This is a genomic window from Pseudomonas sp. lyk4-R2A-10, from assembly GCF_030209075.1.
In the GTDB taxonomy this organism is placed as follows: domain Bacteria; phylum Pseudomonadota; class Gammaproteobacteria; order Pseudomonadales; family Pseudomonadaceae; genus Aquipseudomonas; species Aquipseudomonas glycinae.
In genome coordinates, this window is sequence record NZ_JARVSR010000011.1 from 26,573 (window position 1) to 47,196 (window position 20,624).

A 20,624-nucleotide genomic window follows, 5' to 3' on the forward strand; every position below is an offset into this window, starting at 1 on the left:
TTCTTAAAACTCAAACTTTTGTGCTCGCAGCAAAGAGTCAAGGGAGTGCCACATGCTTGCTCGAAACATTATCAAGTCGCTGATCTTTATTGTTCTTGTGGTGGTGTTATCCGCTGCACTGGGCTGGCGTTTCTGGTCGCCGCCACCGGCGGCGGCCGAGCAACGGATCCCCAGCACCCGGGTCGGTCTGGCCGTGGTCAAAAAGCAGCCTTACACCTACTACCTCGAGGCCATCGGCAAACTCGAAGCCCAGCGTCAGGTGCTGGTGTCGGCTGAAGTCAGCGGCAAAGTGGTGGACATCGATTTCGAGTCCGGCGATGAAGTGAAGGCGGGGCAAGTGCTGCTCAAGCTCAACGACGCGCCGGAGCAAGGCGAACTGGTGCGCCTCAAAGGCGAGTACGAATCGGCCAAGGCCCAGTTCGCCCGGGTCCGGGAGCTGGCCAAGACCGGCGCCGAAAGTCGTCGCGCCTTCGACAGTGCCCGCGCTCAATACGACGCGGCCAAAGGCGACATGGAGCGCATGCAGGCGCAGATCGCTCAACGGCATATCCGCGCGCCGTTCGCTGGCACCCTCGGCATTCGCCAGGCGCACCTGGGCCAATACCTGCAGGCCGGCAGCGCGGTGGCAACCCTGACCGATCCGGGCGTGCTGCGCGTCAACTTCACCCTCGCCGAGCGCGATGGCTCGCAAGTGCAACTGGGCCAGACCGTGCAGGCCAAGGTCGATGCCTGGGGTGATGTGACCTTCGCCGGCAAGATCGTCGCGGTCGATCCGCAGATCAACCAGTCCCACACCATCAACGTGCAAGCGGTCATCACCGACACGCAAAAACGCCTGCGTCCCGGCATGTATGCACGGGTCTCGGTGACCCTGCCGCAGACCGCCGAGTTGCTGATTCCGGAAACCGCGATCACCTACAACGCCTACGGCGAGAGCGTGTTCTCGGTCTACACCGACGAAGCCGGCGTGCAGAAGGTCAAGCGTGAGAGCATCAAGGTCGGCGAGCGCCGCGATGGCTGGGCGGTGGTCGACAAGGGTCTGACCGAAGGCGTGCAAGTGGTGACGTCCGGCCAGCTCAAGCTCCACGACGGCGTGGCGGTGGAAGGTGTCCCGGACACGATTGCTCTTAAACTCAGTGGGCTGGAAAAATGAATTTCACCGACCTCTTTCTTCGCCGCCCGGTGCTGGCCGTGGTGGTCAGCACGTTGATCCTGCTGTTCGGGGTGCGCGCGCTGATGAACCTGCCGATCCGCCAGTACCCGATGCTGGAAACGTCGACCATCACGGTCACGACCCAGTATCCCGGCGCCTCTTCGGAACTGATGCAAGGCTTCGTCACGCAGCCGATCAGCCAGGCCGTGGCCTCGGTCGAGGGCATCGACTATCTGTCGTCGGCCTCGACCCAAGGGCGTAGCCAGGTGACGATCCGCATGGCGCTCAACAGTGACTCCATCGCGGCGCTGACCGAGGTCATGGCCAAGGTCAACCAGATCAAATACCGCTTGCCGAAGGACGCCTACGACCCGGTGGTGGAGCGCACTTCCGGCGGCTTCACCAGCGTGGCCTACGTTGCGTTCGCCAGTTCCAACCTGACCATTCCGGAGATGTCGGATTACATCTCCCGCGTCGTCGAACCGATGTTCGCCGGCATCGAAGGGGTGGCCAAGATCAACATCATGGGCGAGCAGAAACTGTCCATGCGCCTGTGGCTCGATCCGCAGCGACTGGCCGGCTATGGCATGACCGGGCAGGACGTTTCGGCCGCCATCGAGGGCAACAATTTCCAGGCCGCGCCGGGTCAGGTCAAAGGCCTGTACGTGGTCAGCAACCTGCGGGTCAACACCGACCTGAACAGCGTCGAAGATTTCCGCGACATGGTGCTGCGCAACGACAACGGCCACATCATCCGTGTGCGTGACGTCGGCACTGTGGAACTGAACGCCGCCTCAACCGACACCAGCGGCGCGATGAGCGATGTGCCGGCGCTGTTCCTCGGTCTGGATGCGGCGCCGACAGGCAACCCGCTGGTCATCGTCAAACGGGTGCGTGAATTGCTGCCGCAGATCCAGGAAACCCTGCCACCGGGCGTGACCGTGCAGATCCCGTTCGAAGTGGCGCACTTCATTCAGTCGTCGATCGACGAGGTGAGCTACACCCTGCTCGAAGCGCTGGTGATCGTGGTGCTGGTGATCTACCTGTGCCTCGGTACGTTCCGCACTGTGCTGATTCCGCTGGTGACGATTCCGCTGTCGATGCTCGGCGCGGCGATGCTGATGCAGATGTTCGGCTTCAGCCTCAACCTGCTGACCCTGCTCGCCATGGTGCTCGCCATCGGGCTGGTGGTGGACGACGCCATCGTCGTGGTGGAAAACGTCCACCGTCACATCGAAGAGGGCAAGAGCCCGTTCGAAGCGGCGCTGATCGGCGCCCGTGAAGTGGCGGGGCCGGTGGTGGCGATGACCTTCACCCTGGCGGCGGTGTATGCGCCGATCGGTTTGATGGGCGGCCTCACCGGCACGCTGTTCAAGGAATTCGCACTGACCCTGGCCGGTGCCGTGGTGATTTCCGGCATCGTCGCCCTGACCCTGTCGCCGATCATGAGTACCCGCTTGCTGGACGCGAAAACCAGCGAAGGCTTCATGGCGGTCAAGGCGGATCGCTTCTTCCAGTACCTGTCCCGTCGTTATGGCGCGCTGCTCGGCGGTTCGCTGGCGCGGCGCTGGATCAGCCTGAGCGTGGCGCTGGTGATCTTCTTCAGCCTGCCGTTCCTCTATCGCTCGGCGCAGACCGAACTGGCGCCGCTGGAAGACCAGAACATCCTGCTGACCGCGATCAAGGCGCCGCAGCACGCCAACCTGAATTACCTCGAGGCCTACGCCCACGAGCTGTACAAGACCTTCAACGAAATCCCCGAGGGTTACAGTAACTGGGTGGCGAACGGTTCCGACGGTCTGTCCAACAGCGTCGGCGGGATCAACCTGGTGGACTGGGAAAAGCGCGGCCGCGATGCCAACACCATCCAGCCTGACTTGCAGGCGCGGGTGAACCAGATCGAAGGCACGAGCATTTTCGTGTTCCAGATGCCGCCGCTGCCGGGCTCTACCGGTGGTCTGCCGGTGCAGATGGTGATCCGCAGCGATCAGGAATACCTGGCGCTGTACAACGTGATGGATCAGCTCAAGCAGGCGGCGCAAGCCAGCGGTCTGTTCGCGGTGGTCGACAGTGATCTGGACTTCAACAACCCGGTGGTGGAAATCCAGGTCGACCGGGCCAAGGCCAACGCCTTGGGCATCCGCATGCAGGACATCGGCGAAACGCTGAACAGCCTGATCGGCGAGAAGTACGTCAACCGGTTCTCGTTCCACGGCCGTTCCTATGACGTGATCCCGCAGTCGGTGTCGGCGGATCGCCTGACTCCGGAAACCTTGAAGCTGTATTACGTGAAGGACCAGAAGGGTAATCCGGTGCCGCTGTCGACACTGGCCACTCTCAGCGTCAAGGTCGAGCCGAATCGCCTGACCCAGTTCAACCAGCAGAACTCCGCTACGTTCCAGGCCATCCCGGCGCCGGGCGTGACCCTGGGTGATGCAGTGGGCTTCCTGCAAAAACAATCGGAAGGTTTCCCCGCCGGCTTCAGTTTCGACTGGCAGTCCGACGCACGCCAATACGTGCAGGAAGGCAACAGCCTGGCGTTCACCTTCGGCCTGGCCCTGGTGATCATCTATCTGGTGCTGAGCGTGCAATACGAGAGCTTCCGCGACCCGTTCATCATCCTTATCAGCGTGCCGTTGTCGATCTGCGGGGCCCTGGTGCCGCTGGCGCTGCGCATGACGTCGATGAACATCTACACCCAGATCGGCCTGATCACGCTGATCGGTCTGATCAGTAAGCACGGGATCCTGATGGTCGCGTTCGCCAACGAGTTGCAGCGCCAGCAAGGCATGGACCGCGTGCAAGCGATCCAGCACGCCGCGCAGGTGCGTCTGCGGCCGATTCTGATGACCACCGCTGCCATGGTGGTCGGCCTCGCGCCGCTGTTGTTCGCCAGCGGGGCCGGCGCCAACAGCCGCTTCGGCCTGGGGCTGGTGATTGTGGTGGGGATGCTGATCGGCACCTTGTTCACCCTGTTCATTCTGCCGTCGGTGTACACGCTGCTCAGTTCGATCAAGCAACCGAGCCATGCACCCGAAGCCGAGCCGGCCGGTGTGCCGCAACCCATCCTGTGAGGACGTGACATGCATTCGATTACACGTTTGATGCTGGCGCCGCTGGCGGCGTCCATCCTGTTGGCGGCCGGTTGTGTGAACTACGCCGGGATCGATCATCAGGGCAAATTGCTGGCGGTCGGCGATGCACCGTCCGACAGCCTGAAAGACAAGTTGCCGCCGGCCCAATGGCCGCGTGCGGACTGGTGGACATCGCTGGGTGATCCACGTCTGGGTGCTCTGATCGAAGAGGCTTATGCCAGCAACCCGGACTTGCAGGAAGTCGCTGCCCGGGTCGCGAAAGCCAACGCATTTCTCGACCTGCGCGACGCCGAGCGTTATCCGGAAATGGACGCGTCGGCGGGTGTCACTCGCGGTCGGCTGTCGCGCTTTGAGGACTACAGCGGCGAGGGCCACCAGTACTTCACTGCGCGTAATCTGGCGGTCAATTTCAGCTATACCTTCGACCTCTGGGGCGGCCAGCGTGCCGCCTGGGAATCGGCGCTCAACAGCGCACGAGCGGCGGAAGTCGATCTGCAATCGTCGCGGCTGATTCTCGCGGTCAACGTGGTCAAGGCTTACAACCAGTTGGCCTATGCGTGGCAGGTCTCGGAGCTCAATCAACGGGATCTTGAACGCCTGAGCAAATTGGTGGAGCTGACGGATTCACGTTACGGCTCGGGCCTCGACAACCTGTCGCAACTCAAGCAGGTGCAGAGCCTCAAGGCGCGTTCGGAATCGACACTGATCGGCGCTAACGAAGATATCGAAATTGCTCGTCTTCAACTGTCGGCGCTGATCGGCAAGGGCGTTGATCGTGCGCACACCCTGGAGCGGCCATCGAATCTGCAAGCCAGTGTGGTGGCCTTGCCGGCGCAGTTGCCGGCCCAATTGTTGGGCCGTCGTCCGGACATCGTCGCCGCACGTTGGCGCGTGGAGGCCGAGACTAAAAACGTCGAGGCGGTGAAGACCACGTTCTACCCGAACATCAATCTGGTGGCAGCGGCGGGTTCCCATGCTTTGACCGGCGATGCGCTGTTCGCCGGGGTCAGCAAGTTCTGGAATGTGGCGCCGACGGTGTCGCTGCCGATCTTCGATGCCGGGCGCCTGCGCTCAGATCTCAAGGCCGGCAATGCCGAACTCGACAGCGCCATCGCGCAGTACAACCGGGTGTTGAATTCGGCGCTGCATGAGGTGGCGATTTCGGTCACGCAGCTGCGTTCGTTCGAGCAGCAGATCGTCGTGCAGCGCGATGCCTGTGCGATTGCCCAGTCGTCCTACGATCTGTCGCAGTCGCGCTACAAGGCCGGGGAGGACACGTTTCTCGATGCGCTTAACATCGAGCAACAATTGATTCAGGACGAAATGCGTCTGGCTTTCCTCAACAGCAAGCACATCGACAGTTCGGTTTCGTTGATGGCAGCGCTGGGCGGCGGGTTCCAGGCGCCTTCGCTGGAGACCGCGCAGAGCAGCGATTTGTAGTTGTTTTGCGGGACGCCGCCTCCGGGGCGGCTGTCGCGGGGAAAAAGCATCTTGTGTATAGTCTTACTGTTCTCGTATAGACGAATACAAGCCGGATTTTTCCCGCCTATATCATCAAGGGTACCTACCTATGAACGTCCCGAATCATCCCAATCAGGATCAGATCCTTCTGGAAAATGTGCTGAACGCATTGGGAAGCCCGCTGCGCCTGACCGTGTTGAAAGTGTTGTCCGATGGCCAGGAACATCCATGCGGCCGGATCCTCAAGGGCGCATCGAAGTCGACCATGACCCACCACTGGCGGGTTCTGCGTGACAGCGGTCTGATTTGGCAGCGCCCCTACGGTCGGGAAAACCTGCTGTCCCTGCGTCGCGAAGACATGGATGTGCGTTTCCCGGGATTGCTCGACTCGCTGCTGGCGGCGGTCAAGACCGATGAACAGACCATCAGCGTCATCAGCAAACACGAAGTGACCGAAGAAAACGGAGCCGAGTGACAGACACCGCCGGTGAAGGGTTGGCCTTCCACGGCAACCAACAATTCACCATCACCAGGAAGGTGTGAGCGGGTATGGATACAAGTCATTACTGGTCATCGCGACCGCTGTCGGAATTGACCGGCTCCGAGCATCACTGGCTGTTTTTGCCCGGGGCACTGACCCCACGTCTGAAAGCCATGGGCGATTATTCAATCGAAGTCGTCGAGCAGTCCCATGGCCCGCTCAATCCTGAAGAAGCGCAAGCGCTGAACGTGTCGCCAAACACCATTGGTTGGGTGCGCGAAGTGGTGATGAAGCTCGACGGCGAGGCCTGCGTCACCGCGCGCAGCCTGACCAGCGTGCCGGCGCTGAATGGCGACTGGGCGGAGCTGAACGGCTACGGCCGTCGACCGCTGGCGGAGATTCTCTACACCTCGGAGCAGACCCTGCGCGAACCCTTCCAGTGTGCCTTGCTGCCGCCCGGTGCGCCGTTGGCGGCGCTGTCCTATCGCTTCGCGCCACAGGCCAAACGTCTGCTGGCCCGGCGTTCGCGTTTCACCCGCAATGGCTCGGCGCTGCTGGTCAGCGAGTGCTTTCTACCAGCGTTCTGGGCCCGGGTCGAGTATGCTCAGGCGCTCAAGTCGGCCTGACAAAATGAAACCTGCAGGAGTGAAGTCCCGCAGGTTTTTTTTCGCCGGTTTTTCAGAGCCGGATCACTGCTTCGATCTGCTTGATGGCCGGTGTCAGTGCCTGCGCCAGTTCCTCGGCCTTCGAGGTCGGGCGCATGGTTCGCGACGAGCGCAGAAACAACGGATCATCGAACCGCTTGCGCAGCCGTGCCAGCGATCCGCTGATGGCGGGTTGTTTGACGTGCAGGCGCTCGGCCGTGCGGGACACGCTGCGTTCGCGGAACAGCACCAGGAAAATGATGATCAGGTTCAGGTCGATATCCGCGAAGTTGTCTTCATTGAATAGCATGGTTACATCCCTGTCATGACCCGCCGGCAGGCTTCAGCCGAAGCCGGCGGGTGTCTGGATCACTGCTCGGGTGCCAGGCGCAGTTCGTCATTCAGGCGGTAGTAACTGCGGTTGAAATAGACCAGGCCTTCCGTGGCCTCGCTGTGTTGCTGCAGTTCGAGAATTTCACAGTAGAAGATGCTGTGAGTGCCGATCTCGTCGACCTTGCTGACCCGGCAATCGAGGCTGACCAGCGCCTCTTCGATCACCGGCGAACCGGTCTTGAGGGTCTGGCAATTCACGCTGGAAAAACGCTCCTGCATGCTCAACTGCCGATTGGCAAACGCGCCGGAGGTCGACTGGTGGTCGCCGGTCAGGACGTTCACGCACAGCACGCCATTGGTCTTGAAATGCTCGTGATTGGACGACGAGCGATTGACGCACACCAGCAGCGTGGGCGGTGAATCCGTCACGCTGCACACCGCGGATGCGGTAAAGCCGAAACGCCCCGCAGGGCCATCGGTCGTGACGATGGTGACGGCACTCCCCAGCATCGCCATTGCATTACGAAACTCCGTTGAATCAACCATCGCGTCACCTCATTCCATGTAGGTTTAATGGAGCCGATCCGTTCTTCCTTGTCCGTTGTCGTTGTGCGAAAACGGGTATCGGGCAACACGTTCGCTCTGGCGATATAGTACGTATGTATACGTACCTTGCAAGCTATTCCTTGTGCTTATTTTGTGGTCGATACGCTCGACAGGCATTGCTGTTGTGCGTGTTCAAGGCTGGCCTCCAGCGCGCTCAGTTCCTCTTGCTGGCGGGTGAGTTTCAAGAGCTGCGCCGCAATCTCCTGTTGCTTGTCGGCAATCGCGCGGCGGGCCTTTTCATAGGGCGTCAATTCAGGCTGGCCGGCAAAGATCGCCTGCAATTCTCTGAGGCGAAAACCCAGTGCCTGTGCGCATTTGATAAAGCTCAGCAGTTCGACCGTCTGCGGGTCGTAAACCCGGTATTTTCCCTGGCGCGGAGCCTCGGGCAGCAGGCCGATCGACTCGTAGTGGCGGATGGTCTTGATCGTGGTTCCCGAACGCTGTGCGGCCTGGCCGATGTACATGTGCAAATCCCTTTTCTCCGTCAGCGGGCTCACGCACCAATAGCGGAAAACTCAATGCCGGGCAATCGATCCGGCCTGCTTCAGCCAGGTTTCGCGCTGATGGTCGCTGGCGCCGAGCACCGGCCCGAAGGTCAGCGTCCGGCGTGGTTCGATACCGCAGAACGCCAGCGTGTTCCTTCGTACTTCGTGCAGGCCGGGCATGCGATAGATCCAGCGGTAATACCAGGGCGGGGTGTCCATGGTGACCAGCAAATGGGCGCTGCGACCGTGCAGGAGCTTGTCGGGAAACGCTTTGCCCGCGCGGTATTTGAACGCGAAACCGGGGAGCAGGACCCGGTCGAAAAAACCTTTGAGCAGTGCCGGAATTCCACCCCACCAGATCGGGTACACCAGCGTCAGATGTTCGGCCCACAGCAGGTCGGCCTGAGCCTGGAGCAGATCCGGTTCAAGGGTTTGAACCTGACGGTAGCCTTCGCGCAGGATCGGGTCGAAATCGAGTTGGCCGAGTACGATTTCCCGTACTTCGTGCCCGGCCGCTCGGGCCGATAGAGCGTAGCGTCCGGCCAGTGCCGCGCAAAAACTTTCATTGGATGGATGGCCGAGAATCAGCAGAATCCGCTTGCCCATAATCACTGTCCTTGAAGAAGAAACCCCAAGGGTAAAGTCTGCCCCTCAGGGCAGAGTCAAGGCGTCGAGCAAGGCGCGGGCATAAGCGGGGAGGGCGGCGAAGTCCCGGGCGCACAGCAACAGTTTGCGCCTGGCCCAGCCTTCATTCATCGGCAGGGTCTTGAAGGCTTGCGGCGCAGCGCGCTGAACCGCCGCCAGCGGTACGATGCCCAGGCCGGCACCTCGAGCCACCATGCGCATCACGCCGTTGAAACCATCGGCGCGGATGCGGATCTGCATCCGCGAGCCGCTGTGCAGGGCCTGTTCTTCCAGGTAGACCGCCAGCGCGCTGTCTGCGTCGAGGCCGACGAAGTCATGACGCAATGCGTCGCTGAAACTGACTTCGGTCGCGTCAGACAGCGGATGATCCAAGGGCAGAATCAGCATCAGCGGATCATCGCGAAAGGCTCGGGTCTGCAAGTCAGTGGTGTCGATCGCATCGGACACAATGCCCAGATCCGCCGCGCCCTGACGCAAGGCATGGGTGATGCGGGTGCTAGGCAGTTCCTGCAGATCGATGTCGAGGTTGGGATGCTCACGCAGGAAATCCGCCAGCACCTCCGGCAGGTATTCGCTGAGCGCCGTGGTGTTGCACAGCAGGCGCACCTGGCCTTTGACGCCGCGCGCGTATTCGGCCAGATCCTGTTGCAGGCGTTCGGCCTGTTGCAGCAACACCCGGGCATGTTGCGCCAGTGCCTTGCCGGCCGGCGTCGGAGTGACCCCACGGCGCCCGCGCTCAAGAAACTCGGTGCCCAGCGACGCTTCCATCGTCCGGATCCGCGCACTGGCCGCCGCCAGCGAAAGATGACTGCGTGCAGCACCGGCGGTGATGTTGCCGCTGTCGAGGATGTGCAGGTACAGGCGCAGGTCGGTGAGGTCGAAGTGCATGATGCGTGGCTCTTGCTGAAAGAGAGGCTGCCTCAGTGTATGACAGATTTTCAGTTCACCCGCGCAGGCGCAAAGTGTGGCCATGAACGCACTCGCAGATTTCTATCAAAACCTCGGTCTGGCCCTGTCATTGCTGGTGATCGTGACCTTCGTCGTCGCAGGCATGATCAAGGGCGTGATCGGCCTTGGCCTGCCCACCGTCGCCATGGGGCTGCTCGGTCTGGCTATGGCACCGTCGCAGGCTGCGGCGTTGCTGATCATCCCTGCGACCCTCACCAACGTCTGGCAACTGGCGTTCGGCGGGCATTTGCAGGGGCTGGTGAAACGCTTGTGGCCGATGCTGCTGGCGATCTTTTTCGGCACGGCTGTTGGCACCTTGTGGATCGGCATGGCCGGCGGGTATTGGGTGGTGCGCGGGCTCGGCGCGGCGCTGTTGCTCTATGCGTTGAGCGGATTGTTCCTGCCGGCGCTGAGTGTCAGTCGTCGCCATGAGCCGTGGCTGGGCCCGCTGTGTGGCGTGATCACCGGCGTCATCACTTCGGCGACGGGGGTGTTCGTGATTCCCGCCGTCCCGTACATGCAGGCCCTGGGCTTGAGCCGTGATGAACTGGTGCAGGCGCTGGGGCTGTCCTTCACCGTATCGACCCTGGCGCTGGCCGGCGGATTGCTCTGGCGCGGGTCGCTCGGCGGCGCGGAACTGAGTGCTTCGCTGCTGGCCCTGATCCCCGCTGTCCTCGGCATGTTGCTCGGCCAATGGCTGCGCCAGCGCATCAGTGCCGTGCTGTTCAGGCGGGTGTTTTTCATCGGTCTGGGCGCGCTCGGCGCCCATCTGCTGATCAGCGGTTAGCGGACGACGCGCTGAGCATTTCAATCGGGCGGATATCGAAATCCCGCTCCAGGTATTCCATGCGCTGGGCCAGGAACTGCTGCATGTGCGGCAGGTTCGAGTGCACGTCCAGATGCGTCTGGCTTTCCCAGATCTCGTAGAAGATGAACAGGGTCGGGTCTTCCTTGTCGCGCAGCATGTGGTACTCGATGCAGCCGGGTTCGGCGCGGCTCGGCTCGACGTAGGCGCGGAAAAACGCTTCGAAAGCCTCGGCTTTTTCCGGGCGGGTCTTGGCGTGCAGGATGAAGCCCTGGCGTTCGCTCATCGCAAAAAACTCCTCAGATTCAGATGGCGGCCAATCCTACGGCAACAATCGGCAATCGATTCGTGCGTTTTACTCAAATGAATTTTGCGTACCCGGTGCTTATTCCGCGCGAGGCGGATCGCTAATCTGCCGCCATTCAATTTTTCCCCTTCTCCATCCAGCGCTCTGCGCTGCGCATCGGAATCCGATCGAGGCTCTCCCATGAAAAAAGTGCTGTTGCTCAATGGCGGTAAAAAATTCGCCCACTCCGACGGTCGCTACAACACCACCTTGCACGAAGCCGCGCTGAGCGTGCTGGATCGTGGCGGTCTCGACGTCAAAACCACCTTCATCGACGAGGGTTACGACATCGCCGAAGAAGTCGCCAAATTCCTCTGGGCCGACGTGATCATTTATCAGATGCCGGGCTGGTGGATGGGCGCGCCGTGGACCGTGAAAAAGTACATCGACGAAGTCTTTACCGAAGGCCACGGCAGCCTCTACGCCAGCGATGGCCGTACCCGTTCCGATTCCTCGCAGAAGTACGGCAGCGGCGGTCTGATCCAGGGCAAGCAGTACATGCTGTCGTTGACCTGGAACGCGCCGCAGCAGGCGTTCGATGATCCGACCGACTTCTTCGAAGCCAAAGGCGTCGACGCCGTGTACTTCCCGTTCCACAAGGCCAACCAGTTCCTCGGCATGACCGGCCTGCCAACGTTCCTTTGTGTGGACGTGATGAAACGCCCGAACATCGAAGCGGATGTGGCGCGTTACGAGCAGCATCTGACCGAGGTGTTTGGCCTCAAGGCCTGACGCTCGGCTACTATCGAAGGCCTGAGCTTGCGCAGCAGGCCTTTCGATTCGAGGACACCCGTGAAAGCCAGATCCGATGAGTTGCAGATTTTCGTCTGCGTGATCGAATGCGGTTCGATCTCCGCCGCCGCCGAGCAGGTCGGACAGACGCCGTCGGCGGTCAGCCGCACGCTGTCGCGACTGGAAGCCAAGCTCGACACCACGCTGATCAACCGCACCACACGGCGCATGGACCTGACCGAAGAGGGCAAGTATTTCTTCGAACAGGCCAAGCTGATCCTCGACCAGATGGACCAGCTCGAAGAGCGCCTCTCTTCCCGTCAGCAGACGCCATCAGGACGGCTGCGGATCAACGCCGCGTCGCCGTTCATGCTCCACGCCATCGTGCCGTACATCGACGAATTCCGTCGGCTGTACCCGGACATCCAGCTCGAACTCAACAGCAACGACCTGATCATTGACCTGCTGGAGCAAAGCACCGACGTCGCCATCCGCATCGGCACCCTCGCCGATTCGACATTGCATGCCCGCTCGCTGGGTTGCAGTCCGCTGCTGATCGTCGCCAGTCCCGCGTATGTGGAAAAACACGGTGCGCCGCTGGAAGTGGCCGATCTCAGTGAACACACCTTGCTCGGCTTCACCCAGAACGAAGGCCTCAACCAGTGGCCGTTGCGTTACGTGCACGGCGACCGCTGGCCGATCACTCCGGCGATCAGCGCCTCCAGCGGCGAGACGGTTCGCCATCTCGCGCTGGAAGGCCAGGGCATTGCCTGCCTCTCGCACTTCATGACCATCGACGACATTCGCGCCGGGCGCCTCAAGGTGTTGCTGGCGGAATTCAACAGCGGTTATCGCCAGCCGATCAACGCGGTGTACTACCGCAACTCGCAGCTGGCGCTGCGCATCCAGTGCTTCCTGGACTTCATCCAGAGCAAACTGGCGGCTTACGCCAGCGCCGATTTCAAAGGCTGATTCGTGACCCCTGCGCAACAGTGATTTGGTTGTGGGCGGGTTTTTCCACCGGGCTCGGCGGTCGATACTCGTTGCATCACTTACTCACGCAGGGAGTTTCTCCATGAACGTATTCGTCACCGGCGCTGCCGGTTTTATCGGCGGCTCCATCGCCACCGGCCTGGTCCAGGCCGGCCACACCGTCACCGGTCTGGTGCGCAGCGCGGAACAGGCCAATGAGCTGAAAGCACTGGGCATCACCCCGGTGATCGGCACCCTCGACGACCAAACGCTGCTGGCCGAACAGGCCCGCGCCGCCGACGCCGTGATCAACGCCGCCAGCAGCGATCATCGCGGCGCGGTCGAAGCCTTGCTCGATGCCCTGCGCGGCTCGAACAAAGTGTTCCTGCACACCAGCGGTTCGAGCATCGTCGGCGACGCCTCGGGCGGCAAATCCAGCGACGTCATCTACTTCGAAGACAATCTGCCGGAGCCGACCGTCGACAAGGCCGCACGCGTGGCCATCGACAACCTGATCCTCGCCGCAGCGAAGGACGGCGTGAACTCGGCCGTCATCTGCAACACCCTGATCTACGGCCACAGCCTGGGCGTCAATCGCGACAGCGTGCAACTGCCGCGCCTGCTGAAACAGGCACGCAAAAGCGGCGTGGTGCGTCACGTCGGCACCGGCCAGAACATCTGGTCCAACGTACACATCGAAGACGTGGTGGCGCTGTACCTGCTGGCCCTGACCCAAAACGTTCCGGGCAGCTTCTACTTCGTCGAAAGCGGCGAAGCGTCGTTCATCGACATGACCACCGCCATGGCCGAAGCCCTGAACCTCGGCGAGCCACAAGACTGGCCACTGAAAGACGCCGAAGCCGAGTGGGGTTACGAAATGGCCAACTACGGCCTCGGTTCCAACAGCCGCGTACGCGGCAAACATGCCCGCGAGCTGCTGGGCTGGGCGCCGAAGCGTACGTCGGTGGTTGAATGGATTCGTAACGAAATGGTGTGAGTTCACGCTGAAAAGGCGACGTTCCCGAGACCGGTGGAAGCAAGCTTGCTTGTTTTCACCGGTTTTTTTGTGCCCGAGGATTATGAAAATCCCACCCCGCGATTTTCATTATTCGCGACAAGACATATCCAAAAACGACAACCCTTATCCCTCCACGAAAATTACTTTCACTGGGTTTGAAAACTCGATCTCGAAATGATTTATGAGTTTCACAACCCATTCGAACGTGACCCTTTCGAGGAGTACCGCATGACACCGTCCTTCGGCTATTGGCTGCTGGTGTACGCCGCCGTTGCCATCATCGCCCTGATCGTTCTGATCGCCCGTTACCGGCTCAATCCGTTCATTGTCATCACCCTGATTTCCATTGGCCTGGCGCTGGTGGCGGGGATGCCGCCGTCCGGCGTGGTGGGGGCGTATGAGGCCGGGGTAGGCAAGACGCTGGGGCACATTGCGCTGGTGGTGGCGCTGGGGACGATGCTCGGCAAGATGATGGCCGAGTCCGGTGGCGCCGAGCAGATGGCACGCACGCTGATCGAGCGCTTCGGCGAGAAGAACGCGCACTGGGCGATGGTGTGCATTGCGTTTCTGGTGGGGCTGCCGCTGTTTTTCGAAGTCGGTTTCGTGTTGCTGGTGCCGATTGCCTTTACCGTGGCGCGGCGGGTTGGCGTGTCGATCCTGATGGTCGGTTTGCCGATGGTCGCGGGTCTGTCGGTGGTGCATGCGCTGGTGCCGCCTCATCCGGCGGCGATGCTGGCGGTGCAGGCTTATCAGGCGTCGGTCGGGCAGACCTTGCTGTATGCGATTGCCATCGGCATTCCGACGGCGATCATTGCCGGCCCCCTGTACGCCAAATTCATCGTGCCGCGCATTCAGTTGCCGGCGGATAACCCGCTGGAAAAACAATTTCTCGAACGCGAACCCCGCGACAGCCTGCCGGGTTTCGGCATCACCATGGCGACCATTCTGTTGCCGGTGGTGCTGATGTTGATCGGCGGCTGGGCCAACCTGATTGCCACGCCGGGCAGCGCTTTCAATCAGTTCCTGTTGTTCATCGGCAACTCGGTGATCGCGCTGTTGCTGGCGACGCTGTTGAGTTTCTGGACCCTCGGCATTGCCCAGGGTTTCAACCGCGAATCGATCCTCAAATTCACCAACGAATGCCTGGCACCGACCGCCAGCATCACCTTGCTGGTGGGCGCCGGTGGCGGTCTGAACCGGATTCTGGTGGACGCCGGCGTCACCGATCAGATCGTCGGCCTCGCTCACGAATTTCATTTGTCGCCGCTGATCATGGGCTGGCTGTTCGCCGCGTTGATGCGCATCGCCACCGGTTCGGCCACGGTCGCGATGACCACGGCTTCCGGCGTGGTCGCGCCAGTGGCCATCGGTCTGGGTTATCCCCACCCGGAACTGCTGGTGCTGGCGACCGGCGCGGGCTCGGTTATCTTTTCCCACGTCAACGACGGCGGCTTCTGGTTGATCAAGGAATACTTCAACATGACGGTGGCCCAGACGTTCAAGACCTGGACGGTGCTGGAAACCCTGATCTCGGTTGTCGCTTTCGCCCTGACCGTCGGTCTTTCTTACCTGCTGTAGTCGGAGTTATCCGCCATGGACATCCTTTATCAGATCCGCGCCCGTCAGGATTCCTTCAGCGCCGGTGAAGGACGCATCGCCCGTCTGATGCTCGACGACGTAGGATTTGCCGCCTCCGCCAGCCTCGAAGAGCTGGCGCAGCGGGCCGAAGTCAGCACCGCCACGCTGTCGCGCTTTGCCCGCACCGTCGGTTGCCGCGACTTGCGCGATCTGCGCCTGCAACTGGCCCAGGCCAGCGGCGTCGGCAGCCGTTTCCTCGACCCGGCGGGCACGCCCGAACAGTCGGCGTTTTACGGGCAGATCGTCGGCGATATCGAAACCACCCTGCGCCAGCATCTGTCGGCGTTCGACGAATCGCGCTTCGCCGATGCGGTGAAACTGCTGGGCCAGGCGCGGATGATCCACGCCTTCGGCATCGGCGGTTGCTCGACCCTGTGCAGCGATGAGTTGCAGGTGCGACTGGTACGCCTCGGCTACCCGATTGCGGTGTGCCACGACGCGGTGATGATGCGCGTCACCGCCGCCAGCCTCAGCGCCGAGCAGGTGGTGATCGTCTGTTCGCTGACCGGCATCACCCCGGAGTTGCTGGAGACCGTAGCGCTGGCGCGCAACTACGGCGCACGGATTCTCGCCATCACCCGCGCCGACTCGCCGCTGGCGGAACTGGCCGACATCGTCCTGCCGCTGCAAGGCGCCGAGACCTCGTTCATCTACAAACCGACGGCGGCGCGCTACGGCATGCTGCTCGCCATCGACGTGCTGGCCACCGAGCTGGCGCTGGCCAATCCTGAAGACAATCAAGAACGTCTGCGGCGGATCAAACTCGCCCTCGACGAATACCGTGGCGGCGACGATCACCTGCCGCTGGGAGACTGACATGCTGTACGACACCCTGATTCGCAACGCACTGGTCATCGACGGCAGCAACAGCCCCGGTTACGCCGCCGACGTGGCGATCCTCGACGGCCGCATCGCGCAGGTCGGCGACTTGCATGACGCCAGCGCCAGCGACGAAATCGACGCCGCCGGCCGTGTGCTGGCGCCGGGTTTCATCGACGTGCACACCCACGACGACACCGTGGTGATCCGTCAGCCGCAGATGCTGCCCAAGCTCAGTCAGGGCGTGACCACTGTGATTGTCGGCAACTGCGGGATCAGTGCGGCGCCGGTCAGCTTGCGCGGCGATCCGCCGGATCCGATGAACCTGCTCGGCTCGGCGGCGGCGTTCGTTTATCCACGTTTCAGCGATTACCGCGCAGCGGTGGAAGCGGCCAACACCACGTTGAACGTGGCGGCGCTGGTCGGGCACACGGCGCTGCGCAGCAATCACCTCGATGATCTGTTTCGCACCGCGACTGACGATGAAATCGCCGCGATGCGCGAGCAGTTGCGTGAAAGCCTGGAGGCGGGCGCCCTCGGTTTATCCACAGGTCTGGCGTATGCGAGTGCGTTTTCGGCATCCACCGATGAAGTCATGCAGCTGACCGAAGAATTGAATGCGTTCGGCGCGGTGTACACCACCCACCTGCGCAGTGAGTTCGAACCGGTGCTGGAGGCGATGGACGAGGCCTTCCGCATCGGCCGCCATGCTCAATCACCGGTGATCATTTCCCACCTCAAATGTGCCGGCGCCGGTAACTGGGGCCGCAGTCCGCAGTTGCTTGCCTCGCTGGAAGCCGCGGCGAAAACTCACCCGGTCGGTTGCGATTGCTATCCGTATGCGGCGAGTTCTTCGACCCTGGATTTGAAGCAGGTCACCGACGCCCACCGCATCACCATCACCTGGTCGACGCCGCATCCGGAAATGGGCGGTCGCGACCTGATGGACATCGCCGCCGAATGGAACCTGTCGTTGCTCGACGCCGCCAAACGCCTGCAACCGGCGGGCGCGGTGTATTACGGGATGGACGAGAACGATGTGCGCCGGATCCTCGCCCATCCGCTGTCGATGGTCGGTTCCGATGGCCTGCCGGAAGACCCGTTCCCGCACCCGCGTCTGTGGGGCGCTTTCCCACGGGTGCTCGGACATTTCAGTCGTGATGTCGGCCTGTTTCCGCTGCACACCGCCGTGCACAAGATGACCGGTCTGTCGGCCGCGCGTTTTGGCTTGAAGGAAAGGGGCGAGATTCGTGAAGGACACTGGGCGGATCTGGTGTTGTTCGACCCGGCGACCGTGCGCGACGTTGCGGATTTCAACGACCCGCAACGTGCCGCCCAAGGCATTGATGGCGTGTGGGTCAATGGCGTGTTGAGTTACCGCGACGGTCAGGCCAATGGCCAAAGACCAGGGCGTTTCCTGGCGCGCCAGGGCGATCTGCGCGACGGCTTTCGTTGAATTTTGCTGACTGCGTCACGGTGATGGCACATTGCAATTAAAGAAAGCCATCACCAAGCCGAATTGCTGACATCCACCCCGGCTACACTCTGGGGCCAATCAGTCAGGGAGCAACCCATGAGCTTCGGCAAAACCACCCCGATCCTGCGGATTTTCGATGAAGCCAAAGCCGTGGAGTTCTACGTCGACTTCCTCGGCTTCAAGATCGACTGGCAGCATCGTTTCGAACCCGGTTTCCCGTTGTACCTGCAAGTGTCGCGCGGCGAGTGTGTGCTGCATCTGTCCGAACACCACGGCGATGCGACACCGGGTTCGGCCCTGCGGATCGAGACCGATGAGCTGGAGGCGTTTCAGCAGCAGTTGCTGGCCAAGGAATACAAGTTTTCGCATCCACAGATTCAGGCCATGCCGTGGGGCAGCCAGGACATGACCATCGCCGACCCGTTCGGCAATCGTCTGGTGTTCACCAACGCGATCAGCCTCTGAGCTCAAAGCCCCCTCACCCTAACCCTCTCCCGGAGGGAGAGGGGACTGACCGAGGTGTCTGTAGCCATACATCGACCTGAAAGATCGTGGCGATTATGGATTCACAGAAGCTTTTTCAGGTCGGCGTAGATCATGAGCATATTGCGGTCGGCTCCCTCTCCCTCCGGGAGAGGGCTGGGGTGAGGGGACTGCTGTGAGCCGTACTCTTACTCGCCACCACCACTAACCCGGTGAGTCTGCCGAAACTCACCGGGCGGCATCCCGCGTCGGCTCTTGAAGGCGCGGTGAAAGGAGCGTGATTCGCTGAAGCCCAGATACTGGGCGATGTCCTGAATCGGCAAGGTGCTGTTGAGCAGGTAATGCTCGGCCAGTTCCTGGCGCAGTTCATCGAGAATCTGCTGATACGAGGTGCCGGCCTGATGCAACTGACGTTGCAGCGTGCGTACCGACACGGCGAGATGTTCGGCCACTTGTTCCTTGCGCGGCAGGCCTTCCTTGAGCAACTGGCGCAGGATGCTTTTGACCCGCTGCTCCAGCGACGCATCCTCCAGTGTCGCCATCAAACTCTGCGCGTGTTCTTCCAGGGTGCGCAGCAAATGTGCATCGGCCTGGCGCAACGGCAACTGCAAATACGGCAACGGCACGACCAGCGCAGAATACGGCTGATCGAACAGCACCGGGCATTCGAAAAACTGTTCGTACTGCGCCAGCGTCGTGTCCGCCGGGATCGAGTGCTCCAGCCACACCGCGGCCGGCGACAGTCGGGTATCGGCGATCCAGCGCGCGTATTGCAGCCAGGAGCCAAGCACGTTTTCTACCAGATGCCGGCGAATCCGCGGGCGCTCAAAGCGGCAGCTCCAGATCAGGTATACGTGACTGTCGTGCACCTCGGCGCGGCTGACGCCCATGTCGCCCACCAGTTTTTCGAACGGCATGATGCGGTTCATGGCATCGCCCAATGTCGCGCAATTCATGGTGATGTAGCCCAGCACGCTCCACGAGTTGGGCAGCACGAAATTCGCCGCGTTGAGGCCGAACAGCGGATCGCCCGAGTGTTCGCAGAAATAATCCAGCAACCGTTCATGGGTTTCACCCGGCAGGCGCAGGCTGTTGTCGCTCAACTGCTGCGCCTGCAACCCGGCCGCCGCCAAAGCAGGCTCGATGGCCATGCCCAGATGTTCGGCATGGCGCAGGTACTTGAGCAGCGGTGGGACGGAGGTGAAGCCGAGCGATTGCATGACCGAATCCTCTTGATCGAGGCCGCCGGGGGCGGATGAGCGCTCTGAAAGGTAATTTGAATCCGCGAATAAAGTAAATGGCTGGCCTTGGGACCATACAGAGATCTTCGAACTGGTTTGTTAGTCTGCGATCACTCATTTCAAAGATTGCGGGGGAAGCCTTATGGCCAGCATCACTATTCGACTCGATGAGCAGGTGACAGAGCAACTGCGTATCGCTGCCGCCCAAAACGGCCATTCCATGGAAGACGAAGCGCGGCAGATTCTGGAGAACGCGTTGGCTAAGGTTGATCGAGCCGGCGGATTAGGTACTCGGATACGCAATCGATTCGGCGCCATGGGTGGCGTCGAACTTGATCTGCCATCACGTTCAGAAAACCTCAGCGGTTGATAAACACCGCTCAAAAAAATGGCGAGTGCACCGCACTCGCCATCTCTCGCATCAATCCGTCGGCACGACCTTGTCCAGCGCACGGTTAACGGCCAGTTCGGCGATCATCACGATTTGGGCGATGCCTTGCAGGGTCTTGCGGTGGCTGCCCTCTACCATTGCCACATGATTGTTGAGCATGACGGTGGCGGAGCCGAGGGATTCGCTGGCGTCCACCAGCAGGGATTCGGTGTCGGCTTCGGGGTGAGCCTGATAGAGGGTGTTGGGTTTGTAGGGCGCGGCCATGATGTGGGCGCTGAGTGGGCCCAGGTGATAATCGAGGGCGCGTTCGGCGGCTTCATTGAAACGTTTCGAGCCGGGACATTCGTAGGGGGATGTTGGATCCGGGAGGGTTGTGGGTTCGGTGAGTGGCGGGTTTGGCGTTACCTTGAACATAGATGCTTACCTCTGATGAGGCTGCGCCCATTTCGCCGCTGAGCAAAAGGGAGGCAGCTGTGCGCAAGTTAGCGGCCCGGTAAGCATCACAACCCGGCGCATCCGAAGATGCCATGCGCACAGCCACCATCAAGTGCAGGCGAATGCCTGACTGGATCGGACGTGTACAACCGTGAACGCATGCCGAACCGCTAAGTTCGATCACTGGAAATCAGTGACGCAATCAAATTACGCAGCCAGCCCAAGGCGCACAAGCCGGCGGATTCTGGCGTAGCCGTAGGCAACGGCGCAAGGTTTTGTGGGCTTCGGGACGTATCACGGCGTGTCCTTAAACACCCATCGCCAACCGTGTGTAATTGCGTTCAGAACGCGTCATCCACTTCCTGAAGTTGGCAATTTTCCGGGCAAAAAAGAAGGGCAGCTTTTCAGCTGCCCTT

At 61.3% G+C, this 20,624-nt stretch carries 22 protein-coding genes; 14 read left to right on the top strand and 8 right to left on the bottom strand.

Annotated elements, in window-relative coordinates:
* Nucleotides 1–52: 52 nt before the first annotated feature.
* The 5 genes from QRN46_RS17220 to QRN46_RS17240 all read left to right on the top strand — a co-directional run bounded on the left by QRN46_RS17220 (nucleotide 53) and on the right by QRN46_RS17240 (nucleotide 6,816).
* Entirely contained in the window at nucleotides 53–1,153 is a 1,101-nt protein-coding gene (locus QRN46_RS17220) for an efflux RND transporter periplasmic adaptor subunit (RefSeq protein WP_285356170.1), read from the top strand.
* Nucleotides 1,150–4,227 carry a MexW/MexI family multidrug efflux RND transporter permease subunit gene (locus QRN46_RS17225; protein WP_285356173.1) on the top strand — a complete coding sequence of 1,026 codons (3,078 nt, stop codon included), beginning with the start codon at nucleotides 1,150–1,152 and terminating at the stop codon, nucleotides 4,225–4,227. The genes QRN46_RS17220 and QRN46_RS17225 overlap by 4 nt, the downstream gene beginning before the upstream one ends.
* Before the next feature lie 9 nt (nucleotides 4,228–4,236).
* Complete coding sequence (locus QRN46_RS17230) at nucleotides 4,237–5,688, top strand: efflux transporter outer membrane subunit (protein ID WP_221615004.1); 1,452 nt, start codon at nucleotides 4,237–4,239, stop codon at nucleotides 5,686–5,688.
* A gap of 130 nt (nucleotides 5,689–5,818) precedes the next feature.
* A complete protein-coding gene (locus QRN46_RS17235) occupies nucleotides 5,819–6,184 on the top strand; it encodes an ArsR/SmtB family transcription factor (protein WP_102687318.1) in 366 nt (121 codons plus the stop codon).
* Nucleotides 6,185–6,258: 74 nt separating this feature from the next.
* Nucleotides 6,259–6,816: a chorismate--pyruvate lyase family protein gene (locus QRN46_RS17240; RefSeq protein ID WP_285356179.1), complete on the top strand. Its 558-nt coding sequence runs from the start codon at nucleotides 6,259–6,261 to the stop codon at nucleotides 6,814–6,816.
* A 52-nt stretch (nucleotides 6,817–6,868) separates the two neighbouring features.
* Here the strand turns inward: QRN46_RS17240 and QRN46_RS17245 are convergent, their stop codons facing one another.
* From QRN46_RS17245 to QRN46_RS17265, 5 genes are all read right to left on the bottom strand, one after another.
* Nucleotides 6,869–7,144 carry a LysR family transcriptional regulator gene (locus QRN46_RS17245; protein WP_085713206.1) on the bottom strand — a complete coding sequence of 92 codons (276 nt, stop codon included), beginning with the start codon at nucleotides 7,142–7,144 and terminating at the stop codon, nucleotides 6,869–6,871.
* Between the two features lie 59 nt (nucleotides 7,145–7,203).
* Nucleotides 7,204–7,713 (bottom strand): flavin reductase, encoded by a 510-nt coding sequence (locus tag QRN46_RS17250; protein ID WP_201818910.1) that lies wholly within the window; start codon nucleotides 7,711–7,713, stop codon nucleotides 7,204–7,206.
* A gap of 146 nt (nucleotides 7,714–7,859) precedes the next feature.
* On the bottom strand, nucleotides 7,860–8,237 hold the full coding sequence (locus tag QRN46_RS17255) for a MerR family transcriptional regulator (RefSeq protein ID WP_201818912.1): 378 nt from the start codon (nucleotides 8,235–8,237) through the stop codon (nucleotides 7,860–7,862).
* 51 nt (nucleotides 8,238–8,288) lie between these two features.
* On the bottom strand, nucleotides 8,289–8,864 hold the full coding sequence (locus tag QRN46_RS17260) for an NAD(P)H-dependent oxidoreductase (RefSeq protein ID WP_201818914.1): 576 nt from the start codon (nucleotides 8,862–8,864) through the stop codon (nucleotides 8,289–8,291).
* Between the two features lie 45 nt (nucleotides 8,865–8,909).
* Complete coding sequence (locus QRN46_RS17265; protein ID WP_011332351.1) at nucleotides 8,910–9,791, bottom strand: LysR substrate-binding domain-containing protein; 882 nt, start codon at nucleotides 9,789–9,791, stop codon at nucleotides 8,910–8,912.
* A gap of 82 nt (nucleotides 9,792–9,873) precedes the next feature.
* Here QRN46_RS17265 and QRN46_RS17270 point away from each other — a divergent pair, with 82 nt between their 5' ends.
* Complete coding sequence (locus tag QRN46_RS17270; RefSeq protein ID WP_201818916.1) at nucleotides 9,874–10,638, top strand: sulfite exporter TauE/SafE family protein; 765 nt, start codon at nucleotides 9,874–9,876, stop codon at nucleotides 10,636–10,638.
* Here the strand turns inward: QRN46_RS17270 and QRN46_RS17275 are convergent.
* A complete protein-coding gene (locus tag QRN46_RS17275) occupies nucleotides 10,628–10,942 on the bottom strand; it encodes a putative quinol monooxygenase (RefSeq protein WP_201818918.1) in 315 nt (104 codons plus the stop codon). The genes QRN46_RS17270 and QRN46_RS17275 overlap by 11 nt on opposite strands.
* Nucleotides 10,943–11,143: 201 nt before the next feature.
* Here QRN46_RS17275 and mdaB point away from each other — a divergent pair, with 201 nt between their 5' ends.
* The 7 genes from mdaB (at nucleotide 11,144) to QRN46_RS17310 (ending at nucleotide 18,123) form a co-directional block, all read left to right on the top strand.
* Nucleotides 11,144–11,734, top strand: a complete 591-nt coding sequence (gene mdaB, locus QRN46_RS17280; RefSeq protein WP_201818919.1) for an NADPH:quinone oxidoreductase MdaB — start codon at nucleotides 11,144–11,146, stop codon at nucleotides 11,732–11,734.
* Between the two features lie 60 nt (nucleotides 11,735–11,794).
* The gene (locus tag QRN46_RS17285; protein WP_201818921.1) at nucleotides 11,795–12,706 is read left to right on the top strand and encodes a LysR family transcriptional regulator; all 912 of its coding nucleotides are present in this window, start codon (nucleotides 11,795–11,797) and stop codon (nucleotides 12,704–12,706) included.
* A 103-nt stretch (nucleotides 12,707–12,809) separates the two neighbouring features.
* Entirely contained in the window at nucleotides 12,810–13,703 is an 894-nt protein-coding gene (locus QRN46_RS17290) for an NAD-dependent epimerase/dehydratase family protein (RefSeq protein ID WP_201818923.1), read from the top strand.
* 249 nt (nucleotides 13,704–13,952) lie between these two features.
* Nucleotides 13,953–15,302 carry a GntP family permease gene (locus tag QRN46_RS17295; RefSeq protein WP_201818925.1) on the top strand — a complete coding sequence of 450 codons (1,350 nt, stop codon included), beginning with the start codon at nucleotides 13,953–13,955 and terminating at the stop codon, nucleotides 15,300–15,302.
* Between the two features lie 15 nt (nucleotides 15,303–15,317).
* Nucleotides 15,318–16,178 (top strand): MurR/RpiR family transcriptional regulator, encoded by an 861-nt coding sequence (locus QRN46_RS17300; RefSeq protein WP_011332358.1) that lies wholly within the window; start codon nucleotides 15,318–15,320, stop codon nucleotides 16,176–16,178.
* 1 nt (nucleotide 16,179) lies between these two features.
* Nucleotides 16,180–17,637 (top strand): D-aminoacylase, encoded by a 1,458-nt coding sequence (locus QRN46_RS17305; RefSeq protein ID WP_285356182.1) that lies wholly within the window; start codon nucleotides 16,180–16,182, stop codon nucleotides 17,635–17,637.
* Nucleotides 17,638–17,754: 117 nt separating this feature from the next.
* Nucleotides 17,755–18,123: a glyoxalase superfamily protein gene (locus tag QRN46_RS17310; protein WP_011332360.1), complete on the top strand. Its 369-nt coding sequence runs from the start codon at nucleotides 17,755–17,757 to the stop codon at nucleotides 18,121–18,123.
* Nucleotides 18,124–18,329: 206 nt separating this feature from the next.
* On the opposite strand, the gene gliR is transcribed toward QRN46_RS17310, so the two are convergent.
* A complete protein-coding gene (gene gliR, locus QRN46_RS17315; RefSeq protein WP_285356183.1) occupies nucleotides 18,330–19,361 on the bottom strand; it encodes an AraC family transcriptional regulator GliR in 1,032 nt (343 codons plus the stop codon).
* Between the two features lie 163 nt (nucleotides 19,362–19,524).
* Between gliR and QRN46_RS17320 the strand changes: the two genes are divergently transcribed.
* Nucleotides 19,525–19,752 (top strand): FitA-like ribbon-helix-helix domain-containing protein, encoded by a 228-nt coding sequence (locus QRN46_RS17320; RefSeq protein ID WP_285356184.1) that lies wholly within the window; start codon nucleotides 19,525–19,527, stop codon nucleotides 19,750–19,752.
* A gap of 51 nt (nucleotides 19,753–19,803) precedes the next feature.
* Here QRN46_RS17320 and QRN46_RS17325 read toward each other — a convergent pair whose 3' ends face one another.
* On the bottom strand, nucleotides 19,804–20,187 hold the full coding sequence (locus tag QRN46_RS17325) for a DUF6124 family protein (protein WP_085654547.1): 384 nt from the start codon (nucleotides 20,185–20,187) through the stop codon (nucleotides 19,804–19,806).
* Nucleotides 20,188–20,624: the final 437 nt, after the last annotated feature.